Source organism: Actinosynnema sp. NPDC059335, from assembly GCF_042752395.1.
In the GTDB taxonomy this organism is placed as follows: Bacteria; Actinomycetota; Actinomycetes; order Mycobacteriales; family Pseudonocardiaceae; genus Actinosynnema.
Genome location: NZ_JBHYXZ010000017.1, coordinates 60,845 through 83,061, shown reverse-complemented (window position 1 = coordinate 83,061; position 22,217 = coordinate 60,845). Strand labels below are relative to the sequence as shown.

The following is a 22,217-nucleotide window of genomic DNA, read 5'->3' as shown; positions in this document are numbered from 1 at the left end:
AGCGGGCCGCGCGCACCGGCGGGGGGGCCGCCCCGCCGGCCCGGCCCCGCGGCCCCGAGCCGACCCGACGGGCAGTCGGCCCCCCGGGAGCCGCGGTGCCACGGCGTCCGGGCGGGCCGGTGTCACAGCGGCCAGGCGGTCAGCGGCCGGGCAGCCGCCGCCGTGGGCGCGGTCGGGTCGGGCAGTGGCAGGCCGGGGCAGGTCAGGTCGCCCGGAGGCACCTTCCCGTCCACGATGAACGCCTCCACCACGTCGTCCACGCACGCGTTGCCGAAACCGTAGATGCCGTGGTCGCCCTCGTCGGTCACGGTGAGCAGGCGTGACCCCGCGAAGTTGCGGTGCGCGCGCTGCGCGCCTTCCAGCGGCGTCGCCGGGTCGCGCTCCGACTGCACCATCAGCACCGGCGGCACGCCCCTGCCGGTCGGCTTCTTCAGCTCCAGCGGGGGCCGGTCCCAGAACGCGCAGGGCGCGAGCACCTGGTAGTAGCCGAACAGCGGGTACTGCCGGCCCAGCCGCTCGGCCTCCCGCGCCAGCGTGGCCCGGTTGTGCCGGAACACCGTGTCGTTGCACGTGATGCCGTAGAGCGTGCCGTTGGCCGCGTCCGGGTACCGCGCCAGGGCCGCCGCGCCGGCCGCCGTGGCCTGGTGCACCGCGACCAGGGCCTGCGCCGCGTCCGGGAACAGCAGCTTGCTGTACTGCGCCCGGACCAGGGTCAGGTCGAGCCGCACGCCGTCGACCACGGTGCCGTCGGGCAGCGGCAACGGGTTCGCGGCCAGCTTCGCGCGGGCCGACTCGTACACCCGGCGCACCTGCTCGGCGGTCGTGCCCAGGTGGTAGAGGCTGTCGTAGCGGGCCACCCAGGGCAGGAAGTCGACCCGGAAGCGGCGCTCGAAGCCGTAGCCGAAGTTGTCGAAGACGTCCTGGAACGTGCTGGTGAAGTCGGTGTTCGAGTCGAGCACGAACTTGTCCACCCGCTCCGGGAAGTAGGTGGCGTAGTACGCGCCCATCCACGTGCCGCCCGAGTAGCCGATCCAGTTGATCTTCTCGCGGCCCAGGAGCCGGCGCAGCAGGTCCAGGTCGCGGACGGTCTGCTCGGTGTTGACCACCCGGCCGAACTCGCCCGAGCGGGTCTGGCACGCGGTGGCCTGCAGCTCGGCGGCGTCGTAGAGCAGCTCGGTGTTGGCCCGGCTGCGGTCGCGCGGGTCGGTGACGGTGAGCCAGTCGAAGCCGCCGCAGGTGGCGTTGGCGCTCGCGCCCGTGCCCCGCACGTCGATGCCGATGACGTCCAGGTTCTCCACGAGCTTGGCGCGGCCCGCGTAGAGCAGCGGCAGCGACCGGCCCGCGCCGCCCGGACCGCCCGGGTTGGTCAGCACGGAGCCCCTGGCCTCGCCGCGCGCCTTGAGCCGGCTCACCGCGATGGTGATCCGCCGGCCGTCGTCGGGCGTGCGCCAGTCGAACGGCGCCTCGAACGTGCCGCACTCCAGGCCCGGGAACTCGGCGCACGCCGTCCACGTGATCGCCTGGTCCGGCCGCGGCTCCGGCACGGCCTGCGCGTACGTCGGCAGCACCGCGCCGAGCAGTCCCGCCGTCACGGTCGCCGCGACGGTCGCGGCGAATCGTCCTCGCATGGATTTCCCCCTCCGGTCGAGGACTCCACTCCACCCCGCACGTACGCTGGGGGCAACCGCAGAAAGGCCCTGTTCGGCTCTACGAAAGACTTAAGCCACTCGGGCTCGGAGGAAAGTAAGGTCGCTGGAGTGGGGATTTTCCGGAGGAAGCGGCCTGCCGCCGTCGCCCGCGAGGTGGTGCGGGACCACACCTACGACGACGCGATCCTGGACATCGCGGCCGAGGAGATGGACGCGGGCCACCTGAGGGCGGCGACCACCGTGCTCGCCGAGTGCCGCGAGGAACCCGAGGTCCGCGCGCTGCGCGCCGAGGTGCTGGGGGAGCACGCCATCGGGCACGCCGACGAGCTGCTGGAGCTGGCGAAGAACAACACCGACCCGGACCTGTGGCTGCTGGCGGGCACGGCGTTCATCCGCGAGGCGTGGGCGATCCGCGGCTCGGGCCGGGCCGACAGCGTGGGCAAGGACCGGTTCAAGGTCTTCTTCGGCACCCTCCGCAAGGCCGTGGGCCCGCTGCACGAGGCCGCGAAGCTCCTGCCGCGGGACGCGGTGCCGTGGGCGCAGCTCCAGACCGCGGGCCTCGGGCTCCAGGTGGACCGGGACCAGAAGGACGAGGTGTGGCGGGAGATCGTGGCGCGGTGCGCGACGCTGTACCCGGCGCACTGGACGCGGTTGCAGATCCTGGCCTCGAAGTGGGGCGGGTCGGCGGAGGAGATGATGGCGTTCGCCCAGGGCAGCGTGGACGCCGCGCCGCCCGGCGACCCGGTGGTCGCGATGCTGCCGCTGGCGCACTTCGAGATCTTCCTGGAGCAGTTCGAGGACGCCGTGCAGGCGCGGTCGGCGTTGAAGATCGCGACGCTGAAGATGCGCTACTTCACCCGGCACCGGGAGGAGATCGCCGCGGCGGCGGACAAGTGGGACGTGACGCAGGCCAAGCCCCACCCGCGGTCCCTGCAGGCGCACAACCTGTTCGCGGCGGCGTTCGCCCTGGCCGACGACGCGCCCCGGGCGAAGCGGCACCTGCTGGGCATGCGCGACCACGTGCACGAGGTGCCCTGGGCGTATGTCGCCTACCTGGCGGACGACCTGGAGAAGGAATACTCCGAGCTGGCGAACAAGTACCTGTGACGGTGGGTGACCGGGTCCGCGTCCGGCCACCCGCCTCGTTGGACCCGATGGCGTAGGTGTGCCGCCCGAACGCCGTCGTGCCCGGCACCAGCGCGCCCACCGCCGTCACGCCGGCGGCCGGCAGCACCGGTTCGGCACGCCGAACCAGGTCTGCCGTAGTGCTGCGCCAACCCCCGTGCGTCCGGCAGGGGCAACGCCGTGCGCATCAGCTCCCGGGGCTCGACACCAGTGGCGGCCTGCACCGGACGGCGACGACGTCGCCGGTCACCACGACCTCGCCCGCCGCGTGCGGCACGACCACCGTGCTGCCCCGGTGCACCGCGACGGGACCCAGCGTGCCCGCGCCCTCCAGCACGACGAACACGCCGAACGAGGGCTCCAGCGCCGCCGTGCCGGACACGTGCAGCCGGTCGGCGCGGAAGAACGGGTCGGCCTGCGCGTCGAACAGGTCGACCGACGGGCCGGTCAGCGCCCGCGTCCGCCGCACGAGGTCGTCGGGGGACTGGGCACGGCGCTCCAGGCAGTCCAACGCCTTGTCGTAGCCCAGGCCGAGGTGCCCGGCCTCGGCGTCGGCCAGGAACCCCTGCCACTCCAGGGTGATCGAGAAGTCCGTCGGCTGCTGCAGCTCGACGATGAACACGCCCTCGCCGATCGCGTGCGGCACGCCGGCGGGCACGAACACGGTGTCGCCGGGGGAGACCGGGACCGGGTTCAACGCGGCCAGCATGGCGGCCGAGTCCTGGGTGGACACCCAGCCGGCGGCGACCTCGGCGGGCACGTCCTCGCGGAAGCCGATGTAGACGGTCGGGTCCGGACCGGTCGTGCCGATCACCACCCACGCCTCGGTCTTGCCGTGCCGGCAGCCGAGGTGGGTGGACGCGAACGCGTCGGACGGGTGGTAGTGCACCGGCAGCCGCTGCCCGGCGTCGAGCAGCTTCACCAGCAGCGCGGTGTCCGCGCCGAACTCCGCCGCGTGCGCCTGCCCCAACCACGTGACCGGGTCCGCCGCCACCGCGTCGCGCAGCCACCGGCCGTCCGGCAGCCGCGTCAACCCGGCCTCCTCCTTGCCGAACTGGGTGGTGGTCGACGCGACCCAGTCCTCGGGTCCCCGGTCGGCGTCGTCCCGGCTCCGGAACGCCGCGATGGCCGCACCGCCCCGGTAGAACTGCCGGGGCTGGTTGGCCTCCAGCGCGACGGGTTGCGCGTCGGTGCTCATGGGCGAACCTCTCCTGATCCACGGGCCACCAACCGGACCGGGAGGACGACGCGGCGGGGTGGCGAGCCGTCGCCGTCCAGTCGGGCGAAGAGCAGGTCGGCCGCTGCCTTGCCGAGCGCGCTCGCGTCGTGCGCGATCACGCTCACCGGCGGCGACAGCAGGTCGGCCAGCTCGAAGTCGTCGAAGCCCACGAGGGCGGGGCGGTCCGCGCTGCCCGCCAGCGCGCGCACCGCGTGCACGGTGATCCGGTTGTTGCCGGTCACCACGGCGGTGGCCGGGTCGGCGGTGTTCCGCAGGCCGTGCAACGCCTTGCGCACCGACTCCTCGTCGTGCGGGCCCATCACCACCAACGACTCGTGGTAGCCGATGCCCGCCCGCACGCACCCCTCGCGGTAGCCGCGCAGGCGCTCGTTGGCGGTGAAGATGTCCGGCGCGTCGCCGAGGAACGCGATCCGCCGGTGCCCGAACGACGCCAGGTGCGCCACCGCCTCGGCGGTGCCGCCGATGTTGTCCACCAGCACGGTGTCGGCGACCACGTCGCCGGCCGGCCGGTCCAGGAACACGACGGGCGTGCCCGCCCGCATCTCCGGCACCAGGTACCCGTGCTGCAACCCGGCGGGCACGATCAGCAGCCCGTCCACCCGCCGCGAGCAGAACTCCAGCGACAGCTCCCGCTCGCGTGCCGGGTTCTCGTCGGAGGAGCCGGTGATGACCTGCCGGCCGCGCAGCCGCGCGATCTCCTCGACCGCGCGCGTGACCCCGGAGTAGAACGGGTTGCCGACGTCCTCCAGCACCAGCCCGATCGTGCCCGTGGACGAGCCGCGGCGCAGGTTGCGCGCGCTCAGGTTGCGCCGGAAGCCGAGCTGGTCGATCGCCGCGAGCACCCGCTCCGCCGTGGCCGGGTGCACCCCCGCCTCGTCGTTCACCACGCGGGAGACGGTCTTGATGCTGACGCCCGCCAGCCGCGCCACGTCGTTCATCGTCGCGCGCCGCACCTTGCGGGCCGGAGCCGCACCGTTCGGGGACAACGTTGTCATAGTGCGCGAATCACACACCGCGCCCGCACGGATGTCAACGTCCGGACCTGTCTCGAACCGGACAACCCTTGGTCTCGGGCTTGACTCCGCCCTGCCACTCTCCGCAAGTATCTGATTACCGAACGTTCGTGGACAGCGTTGTCGACGTCGGCCGAGCCGACAATCGGATCACAGGGGCGGTCATGCGGTCGAGAATCCGGACAGTCCTGGCGCCGGCGGCGACGGTGGTGCTCTCGGCGGCACTGGTGGTGGTGCACCCGGTGGCAGGGGAGGCGCAGGTGGACGACCTGGCCAGGTGGGTCAACCCGTTCGTCGGCACCCGACCGGGTGGGCCGGACCACGGCACCGGCGGCGGCGCGGGCAACAACTTCCCCGGCGCGGACGTGCCGTTCGGCATGGTGCAGTGGAGCCCGGACACGGTGACGCACCAGCACGGCGGCTACGCCTACGAGGACGACCGGATCAAGGGCTTCAGCCTCACCCACCTGTCCGGCGCGGGCTGCTCGACCTACCAGGACATCCCGGTCATGCCGTTCGCGGGCGAGGTCACCACGTCGCCCGCGACGGACCCCGACCGGTACGTGTCGACGTTCTCGCACGACCGGGAGAGCGCGTCCCCCGGCTACTACGGGGTGACCCTCGACAGCGGGACGGAGGTCGAGCTGACGGTCACCCAGCGCACGGGCGTCGGCCGGTTCGCGTTCCCGGGCGGGACGACGTCCACGCTGCTGGTCAACACGTCCGGCTCGATCGCGGGCACGGACGACGCCGAGATCACCATCGGCGCGGACACGATCAGCGGGTGGGCGACCAGCGGCCGGTTCTGCGGCGCGGACCACCGCTACCGGGTGTACTTCCACGCGGAGTTCGACCAGACCTTCGCCTCGATCGGCACGTGGCGCAACGGCGCGGTGACGCCCGGCCGGTCGTCGGAACGCGGCGGTTCCGGCGTCCGCGAAGGGCTGGGCGACGCGCCGAAGACCGCCGAGGCGCGGGGCGAGCGCCGGGTCGGGGCCGAGGACACCACCGTGTCGGGTCCGGGGTCGGGCGGGTGGGTGACGTTCGACGACCCGGACGTGACCATGCGCGTGGGCCTGTCGTTCGTCTCGATCGACGGCGCGAAGGAGAACCTCCAGGCGGAGAACGCGGGCAGGTCGTTCGACGCCGTGCGCGCCGCCGCCCGGCGGGCGTGGAACGACCGGCTCAACCAGGTGAAGGTCACCGGCGGCACGGACGCGCAGCGCACCACGTTCTACACCGCGCTGTACCACTCGCTGTTGCAGCCCAACGTCTTCTCCGACACCGACGGCCGCTACCCGGGCTTCGACGGCCGCGTCCACACGGCCGAGCGCGGGCACGCCGTCTACACCAACTTCTCCGGCTGGGACGTCTACCGCTCGGAGGTGCAACTGCTGTCGCTGCTCGCGCCCGCCGAAGCCTCGGACATGGTCCGCTCCCTGGTGGCGTTCGCCGAGCAGGGCGGCGCGTGGGACCGGTGGACGGTGGCCAACGGCTACACCGGCGTGATGGTCGGCGACCCGTACCACGTGATGGTGGCGAGCGCCTACGCCTTCGGCGCGCAGGACTTCGACGCCCGCAAGGCGTTGCTGCTGATGCTGCGCGGCGCGACGCAACCGACCCAGGGCTACGAGGAGCGGCCCGGCCTGGTCGAGTACCTGGACCTCGGGTACGTGCCGGTCGGCGTGCGCAACGTCTGGGGAGCGCCCGCGACCACGCTGGAGTACACGACGGCGGACTTCGCCATCGCCGACCTCGCCCGCCGGCTCGGCGACGGCGCGACCTGGCGGACCTTCACGGCACGGGCCCAGTACTGGCAGAACCTGTTCAACCCGGCCACCGGGCACACCCAGGCGCGCAACCGGGACGGCTCGTTCGTGGAGCCGTTCTCGCCGGGCAGCCCGGACAACTGGGTGGAGGGCAACGCCGCCCAGTACACCTGGATGGTGCCCTACAACGTGCGGGGCCTGGTCACCGCGATGGGCGGCGACGCCGAGGTCCGCGACCGGCTGGACACCTTCTTCACCAAGCTCAACGCCGGCCCGGACGAGCCGTACGCGTTCCTCGGCAACGAGCCGATCATGCACTCGCCGTGGCTCTACAACTGGGTGGGCGCGCCCGCGAGCACGGCGGCCGTGACGCGGCGCGCGGTGACCGAGCTGTTCGGGCCGGGCCCGGACGGCCTGATGGGCAACGACGACCTCGGCCAGATGTCGTCCTGGTACGTCTGGGCGGCGCTGGGCATGTACCCGGTGATCCCCGGCCGGGCCGAGCTGGTGGTGAACAGCCCGCTGTTCGAGGAGGTCGTCATCACCCGGCCGAACGGCGCGCCGATCGTGGTCAAGTCCTCCGGCCGCGGCACGTACGTGGCGGACCTCAGGCTGAACGGCCGCCCGCAGACCCGCACCTGGCTGCCGGAGTCCCTGGTCGCCCGCGGCGGCACGGTCGAGTTCGCGCTGTCGGAGTCGCCGACCGGCTGGGGCACCGGCCCGGCCGACGCGCCGCCGTCGTTCCGGGACGGCGAGGTGGCGCAGCAGGCGTACGTGGAGCCGGGTCGGCTGGTGCTGCCCGCGGGCGGCAGCGGCGCCGTGACCGTCGGCGCGCAGGACTTCTCCGGCCGGGGCGGCACGGTCTCGTGGACCGCGCAGCCGCCCGCCGGGATCACGCTCACCCCCGCGTCCGGCCAGGTCGCCGTGCCGGCGGGGGAGAAGGCCGGGGTCGAGGTGACGGTCGCGGTGGCCGCGGACGCGGCCGAGCGGACCCACCGCGTGCCGCTGGAGTTCGCCAACGGCCAGAGGTCCACGATCCCGGTGCTCGTGGCCGAGCCGGGCAGCCTGCGCGCGGCGTTCGACAACACCGGCACGTCACCGGACGACGACCAGGCGGTGGGCAACTTCGACGGCGGCGGGTGGAGCTACTCCCGGGACGCGCTCGCCGACGCGGGCCTCGCCCCCGGCGGCACGGTCGCGGCCGACGGCCTGACCTACACCTGGCCCACGTCGCCGGTCGGCGAGGCGGACAACGTGAACGCCTCCGGCGAGGCGATCACGGTCGCCGCGCCCGCGGGGGCGACCCGGCTGGGGCTGCTGGGCAGCGCGGCGTCCGGCAAGGCGTCGGGCACGCTCACCGTCAGCTACACCGACGGCAGCACGCAGACCGCGGAGGTCGGGTTCTCCGACTGGGCGCTGGGCGGCGCGGCGAACCTGCCGCCGTCGTTCGACAACCGGGTCGTGGCCACGATGCCGTACCGGAACAACACCAGCGGCGAGTCGCAGACGCTGAAGGTGTACGTGTTCGCCACCGCGCCGATCGCGTTGCAGGCGGGCAAGCAGGTGCGGTCCGTGACGCTGCCGGCCTCGGTGACCGGGGGGACCTTCCACGTGTTCGCCATCGCGGTGGGGTGACCCTAGGGTGGGTGCGGTGACGGCTGACCCCGTGGCGTCGGTGGACACGTTCATCGGCACGAAGGACGAGGGGAACACGTTCCCCGGCGCGTCGATGCCGTTCGGCCTGGCGCACTCCGGCCCGATCGGCTCGCACTACGCGGGCTGGCGCTACGACGACCCGGTGATCCGGGGGTTCGGGCACTTCTTCCTGTCCGGCGCGGGCTGTTGGGAGCAGGGCGGGCTGGTGTCGATCCTGCCGACCACGGGCCTGCCGCGGACCTTCGACCACCGCTCGTACGCGGTCGGGTACGCGCACGACGGCGAGGTCGGCCGGCCCGGCGACTACCGCGTCCGGCTGGCGTCCGGCATCGCCGTGGAGTCGACGGCCACCACCCGAGTCGGGGTGGAGCGGTTCGCGTTCCCCGCCGGGTCCACGCCGCACGTGCTGGTCAACGTGGGCCAGGCCAACGACAGGGAGCCGGTGTTCGCGAGCAGCGTGCGGGTGGTGGACGACCGGACGCTGGCGGGCACGGTGGTGGCGCAGGCGTTCTGCGGCGGCAGGCCGTACACCACGTACTTCACGACCCGGTTCGACCGGCCGTTCCGGGCGACCGGCAACTGGGGCGGCGCGGAGGGCGGCGCGGGGTTGCGCGGCCAGTGGGTGCGGTTCGACGGCGGCCCCGTCACGGCGGCCACCGCGCTCTCGCACGTGGACGCGGAGGGCGCGGCCAAGAACCTCGGCGAGGCCGACGGGCGGTCGTTCGACGAGCTGCGCGCGGCGGCGCAGGAGGCGTGGCGGCGCGAGCTGTCGAGCGTCGAGGTGTCGGCGGAGGGCGACGACCGCACGGTCTTCTACACGGCGCTGTACCACGCGCTGCTGCAACCGTTGACGGGCAACGACGTGGACGGCCGGTACCGGGGGTTCGACGGTCGCGTGCACACGGCCGACGGCTGGACGTACCACGAGTACTTCTCGTTGTGGGACACCTACCGGGCGCAGAACCAGTTGCTCGCGCTGCTGCGGCCCGAGCGGGCGCGGGACATCGCGCGGTCGTTGCTGGCGATCCACGAGCAGGGCGGCTGGCTGCCCCGCTGGGCCTACGCCAACCAGGAGACGAACACCATGACCGGCGACCCGGTCACCCCGTTCCTGGTGGACCTGTGGCGGTTCGGCGCGGTGGAGGAGCCGGAGCGGGCCTACCGGGCGCTGTGGCGCAACGCCACCGGTGTGCCGCCCGCGTCGTCGCCGTTCGAGGGCCGGGCCGGCAACCCGTCGTACCTGCGCGCCGGATTCGTCCAGCACGACAAGGCTTTCCCGAAGAAGGGCCAGGACGTCGACCCGCACCACGGCGCGTCGGCGACGTTGGAGTACGCGTTGGCCGACAGCTCGCTGGCGGTCATGGCGGCCGCGCTGGGGCACGAGGACGACGCCGAGGTGTTGCGCGCCCGCGGGCTGAACTACCGGGTGCTGTGGGACGACTCGGTGTCCGACCGCGGGTTCACCGGCTTCCCGCGACCCCGGCTCGGTGACGGTCGGTGGCTGACCCCGTACACCCCGCAGGGGTCGGAGGGGTTCCACGAGGGCACGGCCTGGCAGTACCAGTGGCTCGCGCAGCAGGACGTGCCCGGTCTGGTGGCGCGGCTCGGCGGGCGGGCGGCGGCGCTCGCCCGGCTGGACGACTTCTTCGCCTTCCCGGACCTGCTCGCCGACCCGGCGCGGGCGGTGCGCGAGAAGTGGGTCGTCGGCCCGTACGACTACTACGACCAGTTCCGCTACAACCCGAACAACGAGCCGGACCTGCACGTGCCGTGGATGTACGCGCTCCTCGGGCAGCCGTGGCGGACGTCGGCGGTGGTGCGGGCGGCGCAGACGTTGTTCGTGGCCGCGCCGAACGGCGTGACCGGGAACGACGACCTGGGGCAGATGTCGGCGTGGTACGTGCTCAGCGCGCTGGGCCTGTACCCGGTGGTGCCCGGCAGCGGCGACTTCGTGCTGAACGCGCCGAGGTTCGAGCGGGCCGTCGTGCGCCTGGCGGACGACCGGGCGATCACCGTCACCGCCGCCGGCGCGGACCCGTCGAGACTGCAATACGTGCGGTCGCTCCACGTGGACGGCGAGCCGTGGGACGCGGTGCGCCTCAACGTCGACCGGCTGCGCCGCGGCGCGGTCCTCGACCACGTGCTGACCGACGACCCCGCGGAGGCGACGTGGGCGACCGGTCCCGGGGCCGTGCCGCCGTCCTACGTCACCGGTGAGCACTTGTCGTAGTCGCCGGCGCGCACAGCGCGACCGGGTCGTCCGCCGAAAGTCTCGATCACCGCTCACTTCCGTTGTTCCCCGGTGGAATCGCCACTCCGGGCGCACGGCGCGGATTACGGTCCAGCCATGACAGGGGCACGCATACCGGCCGTCGTGGTTTCCGACATCAGGAAGGACTACGGCGGGCTGAAGGCGGTGGACGGCGTCTCGTTCACCGTCGCCGAGGGGGAGTTCTTCGGCATCCTGGGGCCGAACGGCGCGGGCAAGACCACCACGCTGGAGATCGTCGAAGGGCTGCGCCGGCCCGACTCGGGCCACGTGACGCTGCTCGGCGAACAGCCGTGGCCGCGCAACCCGAAGCTGCTGCCGCGCATCGGCGTGCAGCTGCAGGCGTCGAGCTTCTTCGAGAAGCTGACCGCGAGGGAACAGCTCCAGACGTTCGGCTCGCTGTACGGGGTGGACCGGCGCAGGGCCGACGAGATGCTGGAGCTGGTCGGCCTGACCGACAAGGCCGACGTGCAGGAGAACAAGCTGTCCGGCGGCCAGCGGCAGCGGCTGTCGATCGCGTGCGCCCTCGTCCACGACCCGGACCTCGTGTTCCTGGACGAGCCGACGGCGGCGCTCGACCCGCAGGCGCGGCGCAACCTGTGGGACGTGCTGCGGGCGATCCAGGCCAGGGGCAAGACCATCGTCTACACCACGCACTACCTCGACGAGGCCGAGATCCTGTGCGACCGGGTGGCGATCATGGACCGGGGTCGGATCCTCGCCATGGACGCGCCCGCGCGGCTCGTGCGCGGTCTCGACGCGCCCACGCACGTGGTGCTGGCCAAGGGCGTGCTGACGCGTGAGGCGGCGCGCGAGATCACCGGCGTGGACGACGCCCACGAGGACGAGGTGTCGTTGACGCTGTCCACCCGCAGGCCCGCGCCGGTGCTCTCGGCGCTCGCGGAGCGCGGCACGTTGGACGGGTTGCAGGTCCGCACCGCCACGCTGGAGGACGTGTTCCTGGAGCTGACCGGGCGGGAGTACCGCGCATGACCGCGTTCCGGAGCCTGTCGGCGGCCATGGTCAAGGGTTTCCTGCGGGACAAGATGACGTTGTTCTTCGTCTTCCTGTTCCCGTTGATGTTCCTGGTCGTGTTCGGGTTGCTGCTCGGCGACTCGGGTGACGACAGGACGAAGGTCGCGGCCGTGGGTGACGGGCCGGTGCTGGCGACGCTGGAGCAGACCGGCGCGCTGGAGCTGGAGAGGTACGACTCCGCCGACGCCGCGCGGCAGCAGGTGGACGAGGGCGACCTGCCCGCCGCCGTGGTGGTGGACGGCGACCGGGTGTCGTTGATCTACGCGGCGAGCGACCAGGTGGCGGCCGGCACCGTGACGGGGATCGTGTCCGGGGTGGTCGACAAGCTGAACCTGGGTGCGGCGAACGTCGCGCCGAAGTTCACGCTGGAGGCGCAGTCCGTCGAGGACGCGTCGCTCAAGCCGATCCAGTACCTCACGCCGGGCATCCTGTCGTGGGCGATCTCGATCTCCGGTGTGTTCGGCTCGGCGCTGACCATGGTGTCGTGGCGCAAGAAGCAGGTGCTGCGGCGGATCCGGCTCGCGCCGGTGAGCACGACGACCGTGCTGACGTCGCGGGTGCTGGTGAGCGTCGGCACGGCGGTGGCGCAGGGCGTGGTGTTCGTGGCGGTGGCGCTGCTGCCGGCGTTCGGGCTGAAGCTGACCGGTCAGTGGTACCTGGCGCTGCCGCTGCTCGTGCTGGGCACGGTGGCGTTCTTCGCGATCGGGATGCTCGTGGGCGCGTTCTGCAAGACGGAGGAGGCGGCGTCGGGGGCGGCGAACATCGTGATCATGCCGATGGCGTTCCTGTCGGGCACGTTCTTCCCGGTGGAGAACGCCCCCGAGTGGCTGCAGACCGTGTCGAAGGCGTTCCCGTTGCGGCACATGAACGACGGCATGCTGGACGTCCTGGTGCGCGGCAAGGGCCTGGAGGCCCTGCTGGTCCCGTCCGCCATCCTGCTGGCCTTCACCGTCGTCGTGGCCGTGATCGCCGCCCGAATCTTCCGCTGGGAAGACTGACCCGCGTGTCCTATGTTCGCGTCGCGCGTGTCCTACGTTCGGAACAGCCGAGTTGAACATTCAGGTGCATCCGAGGGCTGCCGCGCGCGCCGCCCAGGTGTTCTGAACGTTCAACTCGCGTGTTCGGAACGTAGGACACGCGCGTTCTGGACGTAGGACACGCGCGTTGGTGGTGGGGGTGGGAGGGGGGTGAGGGGGGTCACGCGGGAGAATGGGGGCATGTTCACCAGCGCTGTTGGTCGGTTCCGCTTGCTCGCCCTGGCCGAGGCCGTGTCGTGGGCCGGTCTGTTGATCGGCATGTTCTTCAAGTACGTCGTGGTGGAGAACGAGATCGGCGTGAAGATCTTCGGTCCCGTGCACGGCGCGATCTTCGTCGGCTACGTCCTCGTCACGCTCATGCTGGCCGACCGCTGGGACCGCAAGACGCTGATCCTCGGCCTGGTCGCGAGCATCCCGCCCTTCGGCACGGTGGTGTTCGAGCGCTGGGCCAACCGGACCGGCCGCCTCGACGAGGCCGGCGACGCTCAGACCGCCAACGACTGAGCGCGCGCCAGCTCCGCCTCGGGGTCGCCGAGGTGGTAGACGCGTTCGCTCGGCTCGATGTGGTCCAGGAACTCCTGGTACACCACCGCGCCGACGAGGTGTGCGGCCGGCCGGGCGTGCCGCAGCGCGCTCGCCGGGTCGCTCGCCGGCCGGTGGCGCAGCCACGCGTCCACCCACACCCGCGCCACGGACGCCCGCAGCTCCGGCGCGACGAACCCGATCAACCGCGCCGCGTCCAACGCCGGGTGACCCCAGTGCGCGTCACCCCAGTCCAGCACGACCCCGCCGGAACGCCAGTTGCCCGGGTGGAAGTCCCCGTGCAGCAGCGTGTCCGGCAGCCCGAAGTCCGGCACCGCCACCCCGCGCGTCCGCAACCGCGGCTCACCCGCCAACGCCGCCTGCACCGCCACCCACCGCGGCACGATCCGCGCCACCACCTCGGCGTCCGGCCGCCAGCAGTCCACCCCGGACGCCTCCGCCAGCAGCACCCGGCCCGGTTCCGCCGCGATCAGCCGCGGCGCGAGCGACGGGTCCACCGACGCCACCAGCCCGATCACCGCGGCCTCGTCCGCCATGAACGGCGGCGTCGCCTTCGCCCACACGTTCCCGTGCGCGGTCGGCAGCCGGTACAGGCACGACAGGTTCCACGTCTTCACCTGCACGGGCCGCCCCGTCACGTCGACGTGCCCCCGCGCCCACCGGACCAACGCCGCCGGACCGCCGGGACGCGCCCACGGCAGCCGCAACGGGTGGTCGTCGAACGAGTGCCGCTCCGCCACCGACAGCCCGCGCGCCGGCACGCGGTCCGCCTCCACCTGGTAGGTCACCACGCCGTCCCGCATCGCCGGCGTCGTGGTCGAGACGAGCCGCAGCACGCTCGTGGTCACGCCCAGCACGCGGTCCAGGTGCGCGGTCACCGGCTCGACGTCGTTCCACCACGGGCTGTCCACGGTGAACGGCTCCGCCGCCCCCATGTACCGCCCGCCGACCGTCACCAGCGCCCTGATCTCCCGCACGACGTGCAGGGTGGCCGGGACGGCGCGGACCTGTCGACCGAATTCAGTCCTCGAAGTCGCCGACCGCCCGGCGCACCTTCGCCAGCAGGTCGGTGAGCTGCTCGGTCTGCCGCTCGGTCAGCCCGCGCAACCCGAACTCCACGCTCGTCACCGCCTCCGTGGCCGCCTCGCGCCGGGCGTGCCCGGCCTCGGTGATCTCCACGAGCGTGGTGCGTCGGTCGGTGGGGTGCGGGTTGCGGCGCACGAGCCCGTCGGCTTCCAGCCGGTCCACGATGTTCGTGACGCTCGTCGGGTGCAGTTGGAGGCGTTCGCCCATGACCCGCATCGGCAGGCTGCCCGTGCGGGCGAACGTCAACAGCACCAGCGCCTCGAACCGCGCGAACGTCAGGCCGTGCGGTTTGAGGGCGGCGTCCACGGCGGACTGGATGATCTGCTGTACTCGCATGACGCTGGTGACCGCCGCCATCGACGTCGACGGTCCGATCCGCTTCTCCCACAGCTCGGCGGCGCGCGCGATGGGGTCGAACGGCAGCGGCTGGGACGTCATGCGCCGAAGCTACCAGTGGGTACCCGCACCAGGAGGCAGTAGTGCTCGTCGCGTTCAGTGTCAGCCCGCTCGGCGGGGAGTCCGACGGGGTGGCGGAAGCCGTCGCCCAGGCCGTCCGGGTGGTCCGCGAGTCGGGGCTGCCCAACGAGACCAACGCCATGTTCACGCTGGTGGAGGGCGAGTGGGACGAGGTGATGGCGGTGGTGAAGAAGGCGACGGAGGCCGTGCAGGCCACCGCGCCCCGGGTCAGCCTCGTGCTCAAGGCGGACATCCGGCCCGGCCACACGGGCCAGTTGCGGGCCAAGATCGAGCGGGTGGAGCGGTACCTGGCGGACTCGGAATGAGTGCGAACAGTAGGACGTCCTACTAAGTTGGCGGACATGGCCGTGGGTCCGAGGGAACTGTGGGTGCGCTTCGAGACGTACCACGACGTCACGTACTTCTCGCCGGAGTCGCGCGCGGTGACCGACGCGCTCGGCTGCAAGGGCGGCTGGATGGGTTACTTCGGCCAGCGCGCGGCGCCCCTCGGCGCGGCGTCGCCCGAGGTCGTGACCGCCGCGTTCTTCAGCTTCCACCCGCGCAAGGTGGCGCGGGCGCTGCCGGACGCGTGGGACGTCGCCACGCCCGAGCGGTTCCTCGCGGCCCGGCTGGAGGGCGTCGACCGGACCCTGCGGCGGATGCTGGAGAGCCTGGACGTCGCCGAAGCCGCCGAGCTGGCCTGCCGGGCCGCCGAGGCGGTCCCGGTGGCCGGGCGGGTGCTGGCCGCGGCGAACCGGGCGCTGCCCGTGCCCGACGAGCCGCACCTGGCGCTGTGGCAGGCGTGCACCACGCTGCGCGAGTCGCGCGGTGACGGCCACGTCGCGGCGCTGGTGGCCGCCGACCTCGGGCCGTGCGAGGCGTTGGTGCTGTTCGGCGCCGACAACGACCTCGACCCCGCGTACCTGCGCACCGCGCGGGGCTGGTCGGAGGAGGAGTGGCGGGACGCGGAGGCGGCCCTGGCCGAGCGCGGTCTGCTCGACGGCGGGCTCACGCCGGCCGGTCGCGCGCTGCGCGCGGACGTCGAACGCCGCACCGACGAGGCCGCCACCCGTCCGTGGGACGTCCTGGGCGCGGCGGGCACGGCCCGGTTCGCGGAGCTGATGACCCCGATCGCGCTGCGCCTGGGCCGGTTGAACGAGGCGATGCGGACGAACCCGATGGCGATCGACCCGGTCGCGCAACTCCCCGGCTAGCCGCGCGCGGCACACCGCCCGACTCGTGCCAGGATGGAAGGCGTGACAAGGCCAGACCCCCGAAAGACCGCCGCACTGTCCGCCGCGTTGTCCGGGGCGGTCGACCTGGGCGCGCTGAAGGCCCGGGCCGACGCCGCGAGGCAGCGCGCCACCGCCCCACCCCCGCCGGCCGGCGCGGCCGGCGGCTCGGACGCCGGTCCGAGCCCGTGGGTGCTGGACGTCACCGAGGCGACGTTCCAGTCGGTGGTCGAGCGCTCCCTGGACGTCCCGGTCGTGGTCGAGCTGACCGCGTCCTGGAGCCCCGAGGCGGGCCAGCTCTCGCCCGTGCTCGACCGCGCCGCCCGCGCCGGTGGCGGCGCCTGGCTCCTGGCCAGGGTCGACCTGGACGCCAGCCCCCGCATCGGCCAGGTGTTCGGCGTGCAGTCGGTGCCGACCGTCGTCGCGATCGCCGGCGGCCAGCCGATCGACGCCTTCGCCGGGCCGCTGCCGGAGGCCGAGTTCGGCCAGTGGATCAACCGCCTGCTGGACGCCCTGCGCGACCGCCTGCCCGGCATCAGGGCGGCCGAGGCCAACCGCGGCGCGCAGCCCGGCGCGGAACCCGCCGCCGAGCCGGAGGACCCCCGCTTCACGGCCGCCGAGGAGGCGTTCGAGCAGGGCGACTTCGCCGCCGCCGAGGCCGCCTACGAGGCCATCCTGGCCGCCGAGCCCGCCAACGCCGAGGCCAAGGCCGCGCTGGCGCAGGTGCGGTTCACGGCACGGGCCGAGGCCGTGCCCGCCGACGCCGTCGCGAAGGCGGACGCCAACCCGGACGACCTGGACGCCCAGTTGGCCGCGGCCGACCTGGAGCTGGCGACGAACGACGTCGAGCAGGCGTTCAAGCGGCTGGTCGACACCGTCCGCCGGGTGTTCGGGGACGACCGGGACCGGGTGCGCGAGCACCTGGTGGGGCTGTTCGAGCTGTTCCCGCCGGACGACGACCGGGTGGCCAAGGCCCGGCGGAACCTGGCCAGCGCGTTGTTCTGAGCCCTCCGCGGCACGCTCCGCGGGCGTCCGGTCGGGACGTTCGCGGAGCGCCGTGCGCCCTCCGGAGCGGACCCGCGCGAGGTCAGCCGGCGTACTTGCGGGTGCAGAGGCCCGCGCCCTCGTAGAAGCCGTCGCGGAACGCCTCCACCCGGGCGAAGCCCGACGGCACCACGGTGCCGTTCACGTCCGCGGCGATCAGGCTCTTGTCGGCCAGCAGCTCGGCCACCGCCTCGTCCAGGTCGCCCGACGACAGCCGCAGCTTCGCCTTGTTCTGCGTGGTCGTCCCGGCCCACGACCCGGTCAGGCACGCCGTCCGCAGGCCCGCCGCCGGACCTTCCAGGCCGTAGCCGGTCGCCTTCTGGATCGACAGCGCGAACCGCGACGCGATCTCGGCGAACGCGGCGAAGTCGCCGATGCCGCCCTTCTGGCCGCGCTTCGGCGGGGTGCCGATCTTCACCAGGTCGGGCAGGTCGATGGAGATGGAGTTGGTCGCCGGGCAGTACGCGGCGGGCGAGGTGTCGCCGCCGTCGGGGCACTGCGCGGGCGTGGTGGAGATCGACGGCGGCGTCGCGCCCGTCTCGGCGTAGGCCGCGCGCAGCGACTCCTCCAGCAGCTCCAGCGACCGCTCGTCGTCCACCTTCAGGTTGCCCTTGCCCTGGCCGGTGTCCTGGTCCTGCGCGTCGAACTTCTGCTGCGTGATCCGCGCCTTGATCTCGGCCTCGTCGATCTGCGCGCACCGCTCCGGGTCGCCCGCGAACCCGAACTGGAACGCCGCCACCCGGTCGAACGCGCTGCCGTGCGCGCCCTGCTTGTCGGCCGACGTGCCCGCCGCGTCCCGGATGAAGAACATGGTGGCCAGCACCTGGTTCAACCCGAGACCGGTGGAGATGCGGAAGTGCTTGGCCCGGCCCTCGGCCACCCACCGGAAGAAGTTGCCCGCGTAGCAGTCGGCCTGCTGCTCCTTGATGATCGAGGGCGTGGCCTGGTTGATCCCGCCGACCTCGCCGAGCTTGTACTGGATCGCGTGGCCCATCTCGTGCGCCAGCACGGTCACCACCGACATCGGCCCGAACGCGTCGTCCAGCATCGGCAGCAGCTCGCCGCGGTCCCACGCGATCGAGTCGTCCAGCGAGCAGTAGAACGCGTTGGCCACGCCCGCGGTGTTGGTGCGGCAGATCTCGACGCCCTTGCCGTTGGAGTCGTAGGACACGAGCCGCTTGACCGGCACGAACTCCTTGCCGAACCGGGCGGGCAGCTGCTCGGCCCAGTACTCCTCGACGTCGGCGAGGGTGTTGATGGCGAGGCGGTCCATCTCGCCGCCGTCGCCGTTCTCCACCTGGAGGTCGGCGTCCGGCACGCCGGGCTTCGGGCCGCTCTCCCCGGTGGTGATCTCCAACCCGGCCACCTTGGTGACGTCGGGCCGCTCCGACCGGCCGTGCCCGCTGACCGTCTGGGTGCACCCGGCCAACGCCATCGCGGTCACGAGCGTCGCAGCAACCCAAGCCCGTCGAGCCATGCCCAAGCCCCATCCCCGGTTCGTGCCGTTCCAGCCCGAACCCTACTTGGCCGGGCCGCCCGGTCAGGCCACACCGCAGGCTTTCGTGCCCTCCAGCACCCCGCCGCGGAACACCTCGACCCGCTTGAAGCCCGGACCGAGCGCCGTCGAGCCCGTCGCGTCCCGGGCCGCGTAGTCGTAGGCGAGCAGCACCTGCACCGCCTCGTCCAGGTCGCCGGGCGAGAGGCCGAACCCCTTCTGCCGGAGGAACACCTCCCGCGTGTACGCGCCGGCCAGGCACAACGCGCCGGTCGCGGCACGCTCCCCGGCGAGGTCGACGTCGAAGGCGGCCATCGCGGCCAGCGCGTACCGGCTGGCCAGCAGCACGCCGGTGGCGTAGTCGCCGATGTCCGCGTGCAGCTCGGGCAGGTCGGCCTCGACCTCGAACTCCACCGACTTGTCGGCCGGGCAGTACGCGACCGGGCCCTGGTCGCCGGAGCAGTCCGGCTCCTCCTCGGTGGGCGTGGCCTTGGGCTCGGTCCACTTCCCGCCCGCCTGCGTGACCAGCGCCTGGTAGTACTGGTTCAGGTCGGGGGTGATGTTCTCCAGCATCTCGTCGAACGGCAGGTTGCCCGCCCGGTCCCGGTCGTCCAGCGAGGTGAACGCCTGCTGGGTGAACGGCCGGTTCTCGACCGACATGGCCGCGCAGAACTCCGTGCCCTGCTGGTAGCCGTCCTGGAAGGCGGACACGCGGTCGAACGCGTTGCCGTGCGCGGACCGGTCGGTCTGCGAGGTGCCGACCGGGTCGCGGAACTCGATCAGCGCGCCCAGCGCCGAGTCCAGCGTGTCCGAGCCGATGTTCAGGTGCTCGGACTTGCCGTCGTTGACCCACTTCACGAACGTGCCCGCGAAGCAGTCGGCCATGGCCTCGGTGAGGATCGTGGGGAACCGCTGCGGCTCGCGCCGTTCCGCCTCGGGCGTGATGCCCATCCGGTTCTGCACGGCGTGGCCCATCTCGTGCGCCAGCACGAGCACCACGGCGGTGTCCCCGAACCGGTCCTGCAGCACCGGCAGCAGCGCGGCCCGGTCCCAGGCGATGGCGTCGGCGCTGGGGCAGTAGAACGCGTTGCCCTCGACGTCGTTGGCCTGCTCCGTGCACGGCGGCGGCTTGGCGGAGGGGTCGGCCGTGTCGACCGAGTAGATGCCGCCCTCGATCGGCTGCCACGGCTTGTCGAACACGTCCGGGAACGTCTCCTGCCAGAACGCGTCGAGGTCGGTGATGGCGGTGGCCGCGAGCCGGTCGATGGGGCCGCCGTCGGTGCCCCGGATGAAGCCCGGGTCGACCGTGCCCCGGGTGACGGCCTCGCCCGCGACCGGGTTGCCCGGCACCGCTTGGACGCAGGCGCTCGCCGTGAGCAGGACCGTCGCCAGCAGGACCAGCCAAGCCGATGCGTGCCGCATTCGCCCATTGTGCCTGCCGCGGACCCCTACGGGGTCGTGTTCGACATCGCTCGCGAACGCGCGGTCCGCCCGGGGTCAGGTGGATGTGCGGGCGGGTCGACCCGGCATCGCCCGCGTGCGCGCGGCCCACCGGGTCAGCGCGGGGACGGGCGCGGCCGCGGCCAGGAAGATCGCGGCCGCGGCGAGCCAGCCGCCCGCGCCGAGACCGCCGAGCGCGAACGTGAACACGGCGGGTCCGAAGAGCTGCACGGTGGCGGTCGCGGCCTCGCTCGCGCCCTGGTAGGCGCCCCGCGCCTCCTCCCGCATGAGGCCCACGGACAGCCCCCAGCCCGCGGCCACGTACCCCGCCTCGCCGACGACGTGCAGCAGGGCCGCCGCGACCACGACCGCCGCGCCCACCGCGCCCGCGCCGCCGGCGGTCGTGGCGAGCAGCGCGCAACTGGCGGCGAGGACGACCCCGGACCGCACGGCGGTGCGCGCGGCCTGCTCCGGGTCGCGGGCGAAGCGCGAGGCGGGCACCTGGAGCACGGCGATGCCCGCCGAGCTGACGACCACCACCACGCCGCCCAGCGCGAGCGGCAGGTCGGTGGCGCGGGACAGCCACAGCGGCAGACCGGTGGACAGCATCGCCCAGCACAGCGACAGCACCGACGTGACCGCGACGACGGCCAGGTAGGGGCGGTCGCGCACCACCACCCGCGGGTCCGCCCGCCGCCCGTCGGGCCGGGAGGGCTTCCGCACCGCGAGCGTGGTCGCGGCGAGCACGCCGAAGGTGACCACGTTGGCCGCGATCGCCGCGGTGTACGCGGCCCGGGTGTCGGCGGTCAGCACCAGCGCGCCGACACCCGCGCCGATCGCGTAGCCGACGTGCTGCGCCACCCGCTGCCGCGCCAGCGCCCGGACCCGGTCCGCGTGGTCGGCGACCAGGCCCGCGATCAACGCCGTGCGCACCGCGTTGCCGCCGTTGGCCGGCGCGGTGAACGCCACCGTGGCCGCGAGGAACGACCAGGTGCCGTCCACCGCGAGGTAGGACGCCATGGCCAGGGCGCGCACGACGGTGATCGCCGCCAGCACCGCCCGGGGGTCGTGCCGGTCCGCCACCGCGCCGAGCGGCACCGCCGCGAGCAGCCCCGCCGCGCCCGCCACCGCCATCCCGACGCCCACGGTGACCAGCGGCAGGCCGAGCACGCGGGTGAAGAACAACGCCCACGTGGTGAACCACAGGCCGTCGCCGAGCGCCGAGACCCCGCGACCCCACAGCAGCACGCGCAACCCCATCGGCACTCACCCTTCACGAGATCGTGAACTCCGACCGTAACGCGGGCGCGGGCGTGCCGCACTCGGAGTTCAGCGAATGGTGAAGGGTGATAGGGTGCGCGGGTGGCGGGATGGGTCGACTCGGGCAACGCCGTCCAGGCGGCGGTGGTCGCGCTGGCCCGCGAGCTGTCCGACCCGGTGCGGCTGACCGCGTTGCAGGTGCTGGCCGCCGAGGGGCCGCACACGATGGTGCAGCTCGCCGACGCCCTCGGCGTCTCCGCGCCCCGCCTGGGCAACCACCTCGCGCGCCTGCGCGCCGCCGGCCTGGTCGCGGTCGAGCACACCGGCCGGCACGCGGTCTACCGGGTCGCCCGCGCCGACATCGCCGACGTCCTCGGCGCACTGGCCCGTTACGCCCACCGCGGCGACCTGACGACGCCGCGGCGCGCGGCCACGCCGGTGGACGTGGCGCACACGTGCTACGACCACGCGGCCGGCCGGCTGGGGATCTCCGTGTTCGCCACCCTGGTCGACGGCGGCGCGCTCCGGCCGCCCGACGGCCGCACGGGTGAACTCGCGCTCGGCGACGACCTGTCCGCGCTGCGCGTGCTGGGCGTCGACCCGGACGCCGCCCAACCGCGCCGCCGCCTCGCTCTGGCGTGCCTCGACCGCACGCACCGCGTCCCGCACCTGGGCGGCGACCTCGGCCGGCTGGTGCTCGACGCCCTCGTCGCCGACGACCTGGTCCGCCGGCAGGACGGCACCAGGGAACTCCTCGTCACCGAACGCGGCGCGCGTCGCCTGTCCGAGCTGCTGCCGACGTTCGACCCGACCTGACCCGGCGACCGGTCGGGGTCCCCGGCCGGGGACCCCGACCGGTCGCCGGGTC

General features: G+C 73.3%; 18 protein-coding genes. 10 read left to right on the top strand and 8 right to left on the bottom strand.

Annotated elements, in window-relative coordinates:
* Window positions 1-122 precede the first annotated feature (122 nt).
* The gene (locus tag ACFXGA_RS08425; RefSeq protein WP_378085551.1) at window positions 123-1,628 is read right to left on the bottom strand and encodes an alpha/beta hydrolase; all 1,506 of its coding nucleotides are present in this window, start codon (window positions 1,626-1,628) and stop codon (window positions 123-125) included.
* A gap of 129 nt (window positions 1,629-1,757) precedes the next feature.
* Between ACFXGA_RS08425 and ACFXGA_RS08420 the strand changes: the two genes are divergently transcribed.
* Window positions 1,758-2,756, top strand: coding sequence for a hypothetical protein (locus ACFXGA_RS08420; protein ID WP_378085549.1), 999 nt, complete (start codon window positions 1,758-1,760; stop codon window positions 2,754-2,756).
* Between the two features lie 205 nt (window positions 2,757-2,961).
* Here the strand turns inward: ACFXGA_RS08420 and ACFXGA_RS08415 are convergent, their stop codons facing one another.
* Both ACFXGA_RS08415 and ACFXGA_RS08410 read right to left on the bottom strand, forming a co-directional pair.
* Window positions 2,962-3,972: a class I mannose-6-phosphate isomerase gene (locus ACFXGA_RS08415; RefSeq protein WP_378085547.1), complete on the bottom strand. Its 1,011-nt coding sequence runs from the start codon at window positions 3,970-3,972 to the stop codon at window positions 2,962-2,964.
* Window positions 3,969-4,952 (bottom strand): LacI family DNA-binding transcriptional regulator, encoded by a 984-nt coding sequence (locus tag ACFXGA_RS08410; protein ID WP_378085557.1) that lies wholly within the window; start codon window positions 4,950-4,952, stop codon window positions 3,969-3,971. The genes ACFXGA_RS08415 and ACFXGA_RS08410 overlap by 4 nt, the downstream gene beginning before the upstream one ends.
* Before the next feature lie 239 nt (window positions 4,953-5,191).
* Here ACFXGA_RS08410 and ACFXGA_RS08405 point away from each other — a divergent pair, with 239 nt between their 5' ends.
* The 5 genes from ACFXGA_RS08405 (at window position 5,192) to ACFXGA_RS08385 (ending at window position 13,297) form a co-directional block, all read left to right on the top strand.
* Window positions 5,192-8,431, top strand: a complete 3,240-nt coding sequence (locus ACFXGA_RS08405) for a GH92 family glycosyl hydrolase (RefSeq protein ID WP_378085545.1) — start codon at window positions 5,192-5,194, stop codon at window positions 8,429-8,431.
* Between the two features lie 16 nt (window positions 8,432-8,447).
* Window positions 8,448-10,682, top strand: coding sequence for a GH92 family glycosyl hydrolase (locus ACFXGA_RS08400; protein WP_378085543.1), 2,235 nt, complete (start codon window positions 8,448-8,450; stop codon window positions 10,680-10,682).
* Window positions 10,683-10,799: 117 nt separating this feature from the next.
* Window positions 10,800-11,714: an ATP-binding cassette domain-containing protein gene (locus tag ACFXGA_RS08395; RefSeq protein WP_378085541.1), complete on the top strand. Its 915-nt coding sequence runs from the start codon at window positions 10,800-10,802 to the stop codon at window positions 11,712-11,714.
* Entirely contained in the window at window positions 11,711-12,754 is a 1,044-nt protein-coding gene (locus ACFXGA_RS08390; protein ID WP_378085539.1) for an ABC transporter permease, read from the top strand. Before ACFXGA_RS08395 ends, ACFXGA_RS08390 begins: the two co-directional genes overlap by 4 nt.
* 219 nt (window positions 12,755-12,973) lie before the next feature.
* Window positions 12,974-13,297, top strand: a complete 324-nt coding sequence (locus tag ACFXGA_RS08385) for a DUF3817 domain-containing protein (protein ID WP_378085537.1) — start codon at window positions 12,974-12,976, stop codon at window positions 13,295-13,297.
* On the opposite strand, the gene ACFXGA_RS08380 is transcribed toward ACFXGA_RS08385, so the two are convergent.
* Window positions 13,279-14,313: a phosphotransferase family protein gene (locus ACFXGA_RS08380; protein ID WP_378085535.1), complete on the bottom strand. Its 1,035-nt coding sequence runs from the start codon at window positions 14,311-14,313 to the stop codon at window positions 13,279-13,281. The two genes, ACFXGA_RS08385 and ACFXGA_RS08380, sit on opposite strands and share 19 nt — an antisense overlap.
* 43 nt (window positions 14,314-14,356) lie before the next feature.
* On the bottom strand, window positions 14,357-14,860 hold the full coding sequence (locus tag ACFXGA_RS08375; RefSeq protein WP_378085533.1) for a MarR family winged helix-turn-helix transcriptional regulator: 504 nt from the start codon (window positions 14,858-14,860) through the stop codon (window positions 14,357-14,359).
* Between the two features lie 41 nt (window positions 14,861-14,901).
* Here ACFXGA_RS08375 and ACFXGA_RS08370 point away from each other — a divergent pair, with 41 nt between their 5' ends.
* Genes ACFXGA_RS08370 through ACFXGA_RS08360 form a run of 3 tightly spaced genes read left to right on the top strand, consistent with a single transcriptional unit; the run spans window position 14,902 to window position 17,115 of the window.
* Window positions 14,902-15,204: an MTH1187 family thiamine-binding protein gene (locus tag ACFXGA_RS08370; RefSeq protein WP_378085531.1), complete on the top strand. Its 303-nt coding sequence runs from the start codon at window positions 14,902-14,904 to the stop codon at window positions 15,202-15,204.
* A 36-nt stretch (window positions 15,205-15,240) separates the two neighbouring features.
* A complete protein-coding gene (locus ACFXGA_RS08365) occupies window positions 15,241-16,092 on the top strand; it encodes a hypothetical protein (protein ID WP_378085529.1) in 852 nt (283 codons plus the stop codon).
* A gap of 42 nt (window positions 16,093-16,134) precedes the next feature.
* Window positions 16,135-17,115, top strand: coding sequence for a co-chaperone YbbN (locus ACFXGA_RS08360; RefSeq protein ID WP_378085527.1), 981 nt, complete (start codon window positions 16,135-16,137; stop codon window positions 17,113-17,115).
* An 82-nt stretch (window positions 17,116-17,197) separates the two neighbouring features.
* Here ACFXGA_RS08360 and ACFXGA_RS08355 read toward each other — a convergent pair whose 3' ends face one another.
* From ACFXGA_RS08355 to ACFXGA_RS08345, 3 genes are all read right to left on the bottom strand, one after another.
* A complete protein-coding gene (locus tag ACFXGA_RS08355; protein ID WP_378085525.1) occupies window positions 17,198-18,631 on the bottom strand; it encodes a neutral zinc metallopeptidase in 1,434 nt (477 codons plus the stop codon).
* Between the two features lie 63 nt (window positions 18,632-18,694).
* Complete coding sequence (locus ACFXGA_RS08350; protein ID WP_378085523.1) at window positions 18,695-20,071, bottom strand: neutral zinc metallopeptidase; 1,377 nt, start codon at window positions 20,069-20,071, stop codon at window positions 18,695-18,697.
* Between the two features lie 75 nt (window positions 20,072-20,146).
* Entirely contained in the window at window positions 20,147-21,349 is a 1,203-nt protein-coding gene (locus ACFXGA_RS08345) for an MFS transporter (protein ID WP_378085521.1), read from the bottom strand.
* A gap of 102 nt (window positions 21,350-21,451) precedes the next feature.
* On the opposite strand from ACFXGA_RS08345, the gene ACFXGA_RS08340 reads away from it, so the two are divergent.
* Window positions 21,452-22,165, top strand: coding sequence for an ArsR/SmtB family transcription factor (locus tag ACFXGA_RS08340; protein WP_378085519.1), 714 nt, complete (start codon window positions 21,452-21,454; stop codon window positions 22,163-22,165).
* Window positions 22,166-22,217: the final 52 nt, after the last annotated feature.

What these genes read in the sequence shown, in the direction of transcription:
- ACFXGA_RS08425 (WP_378085551.1), bottom strand. Translation starts at nt 1,628, where the DNA reads ATGCGAGGACGATTCGCCGCGACCGTCGCGGCGACCGTGACGGCGGGA.
- ACFXGA_RS08365 (WP_378085529.1), top strand. Translation starts at nt 15,241, where the DNA reads ATGGCCGTGGGTCCGAGGGAACTGTGGGTGCGCTTCGAGACGTACCAC.
- ACFXGA_RS08355 (WP_378085525.1), bottom strand. Translation starts at nt 18,631, where the DNA reads ATGGCTCGACGGGCTTGGGTTGCTGCGACGCTCGTGACCGCGATGGCG.
- ACFXGA_RS08390 (WP_378085539.1), top strand. Translation starts at nt 11,711, where the DNA reads ATGACCGCGTTCCGGAGCCTGTCGGCGGCCATGGTCAAGGGTTTCCTG.
- ACFXGA_RS08345 (WP_378085521.1), bottom strand. Translation starts at nt 21,349, where the DNA reads ATGGGGTTGCGCGTGCTGCTGTGGGGTCGCGGGGTCTCGGCGCTCGGC.
- ACFXGA_RS08410 (WP_378085557.1), bottom strand. Translation starts at nt 4,952, where the DNA reads ATGAACGACGTGGCGCGGCTGGCGGGCGTCAGCATCAAGACCGTCTCC.
- ACFXGA_RS08375 (WP_378085533.1), bottom strand. Translation starts at nt 14,860, where the DNA reads ATGACGTCCCAGCCGCTGCCGTTCGACCCCATCGCGCGCGCCGCCGAG.
- ACFXGA_RS08405 (WP_378085545.1), top strand. Translation starts at nt 5,192, where the DNA reads ATGCGGTCGAGAATCCGGACAGTCCTGGCGCCGGCGGCGACGGTGGTG.
- ACFXGA_RS08415 (WP_378085547.1), bottom strand. Translation starts at nt 3,972, where the DNA reads ATGAGCACCGACGCGCAACCCGTCGCGCTGGAGGCCAACCAGCCCCGG.
- ACFXGA_RS08385 (WP_378085537.1), top strand. Translation starts at nt 12,974, where the DNA reads ATGTTCACCAGCGCTGTTGGTCGGTTCCGCTTGCTCGCCCTGGCCGAG.
- ACFXGA_RS08350 (WP_378085523.1), bottom strand. Translation starts at nt 20,071, where the DNA reads ATGCGGCACGCATCGGCTTGGCTGGTCCTGCTGGCGACGGTCCTGCTC.
- ACFXGA_RS08395 (WP_378085541.1), top strand. Translation starts at nt 10,800, where the DNA reads ATGACAGGGGCACGCATACCGGCCGTCGTGGTTTCCGACATCAGGAAG.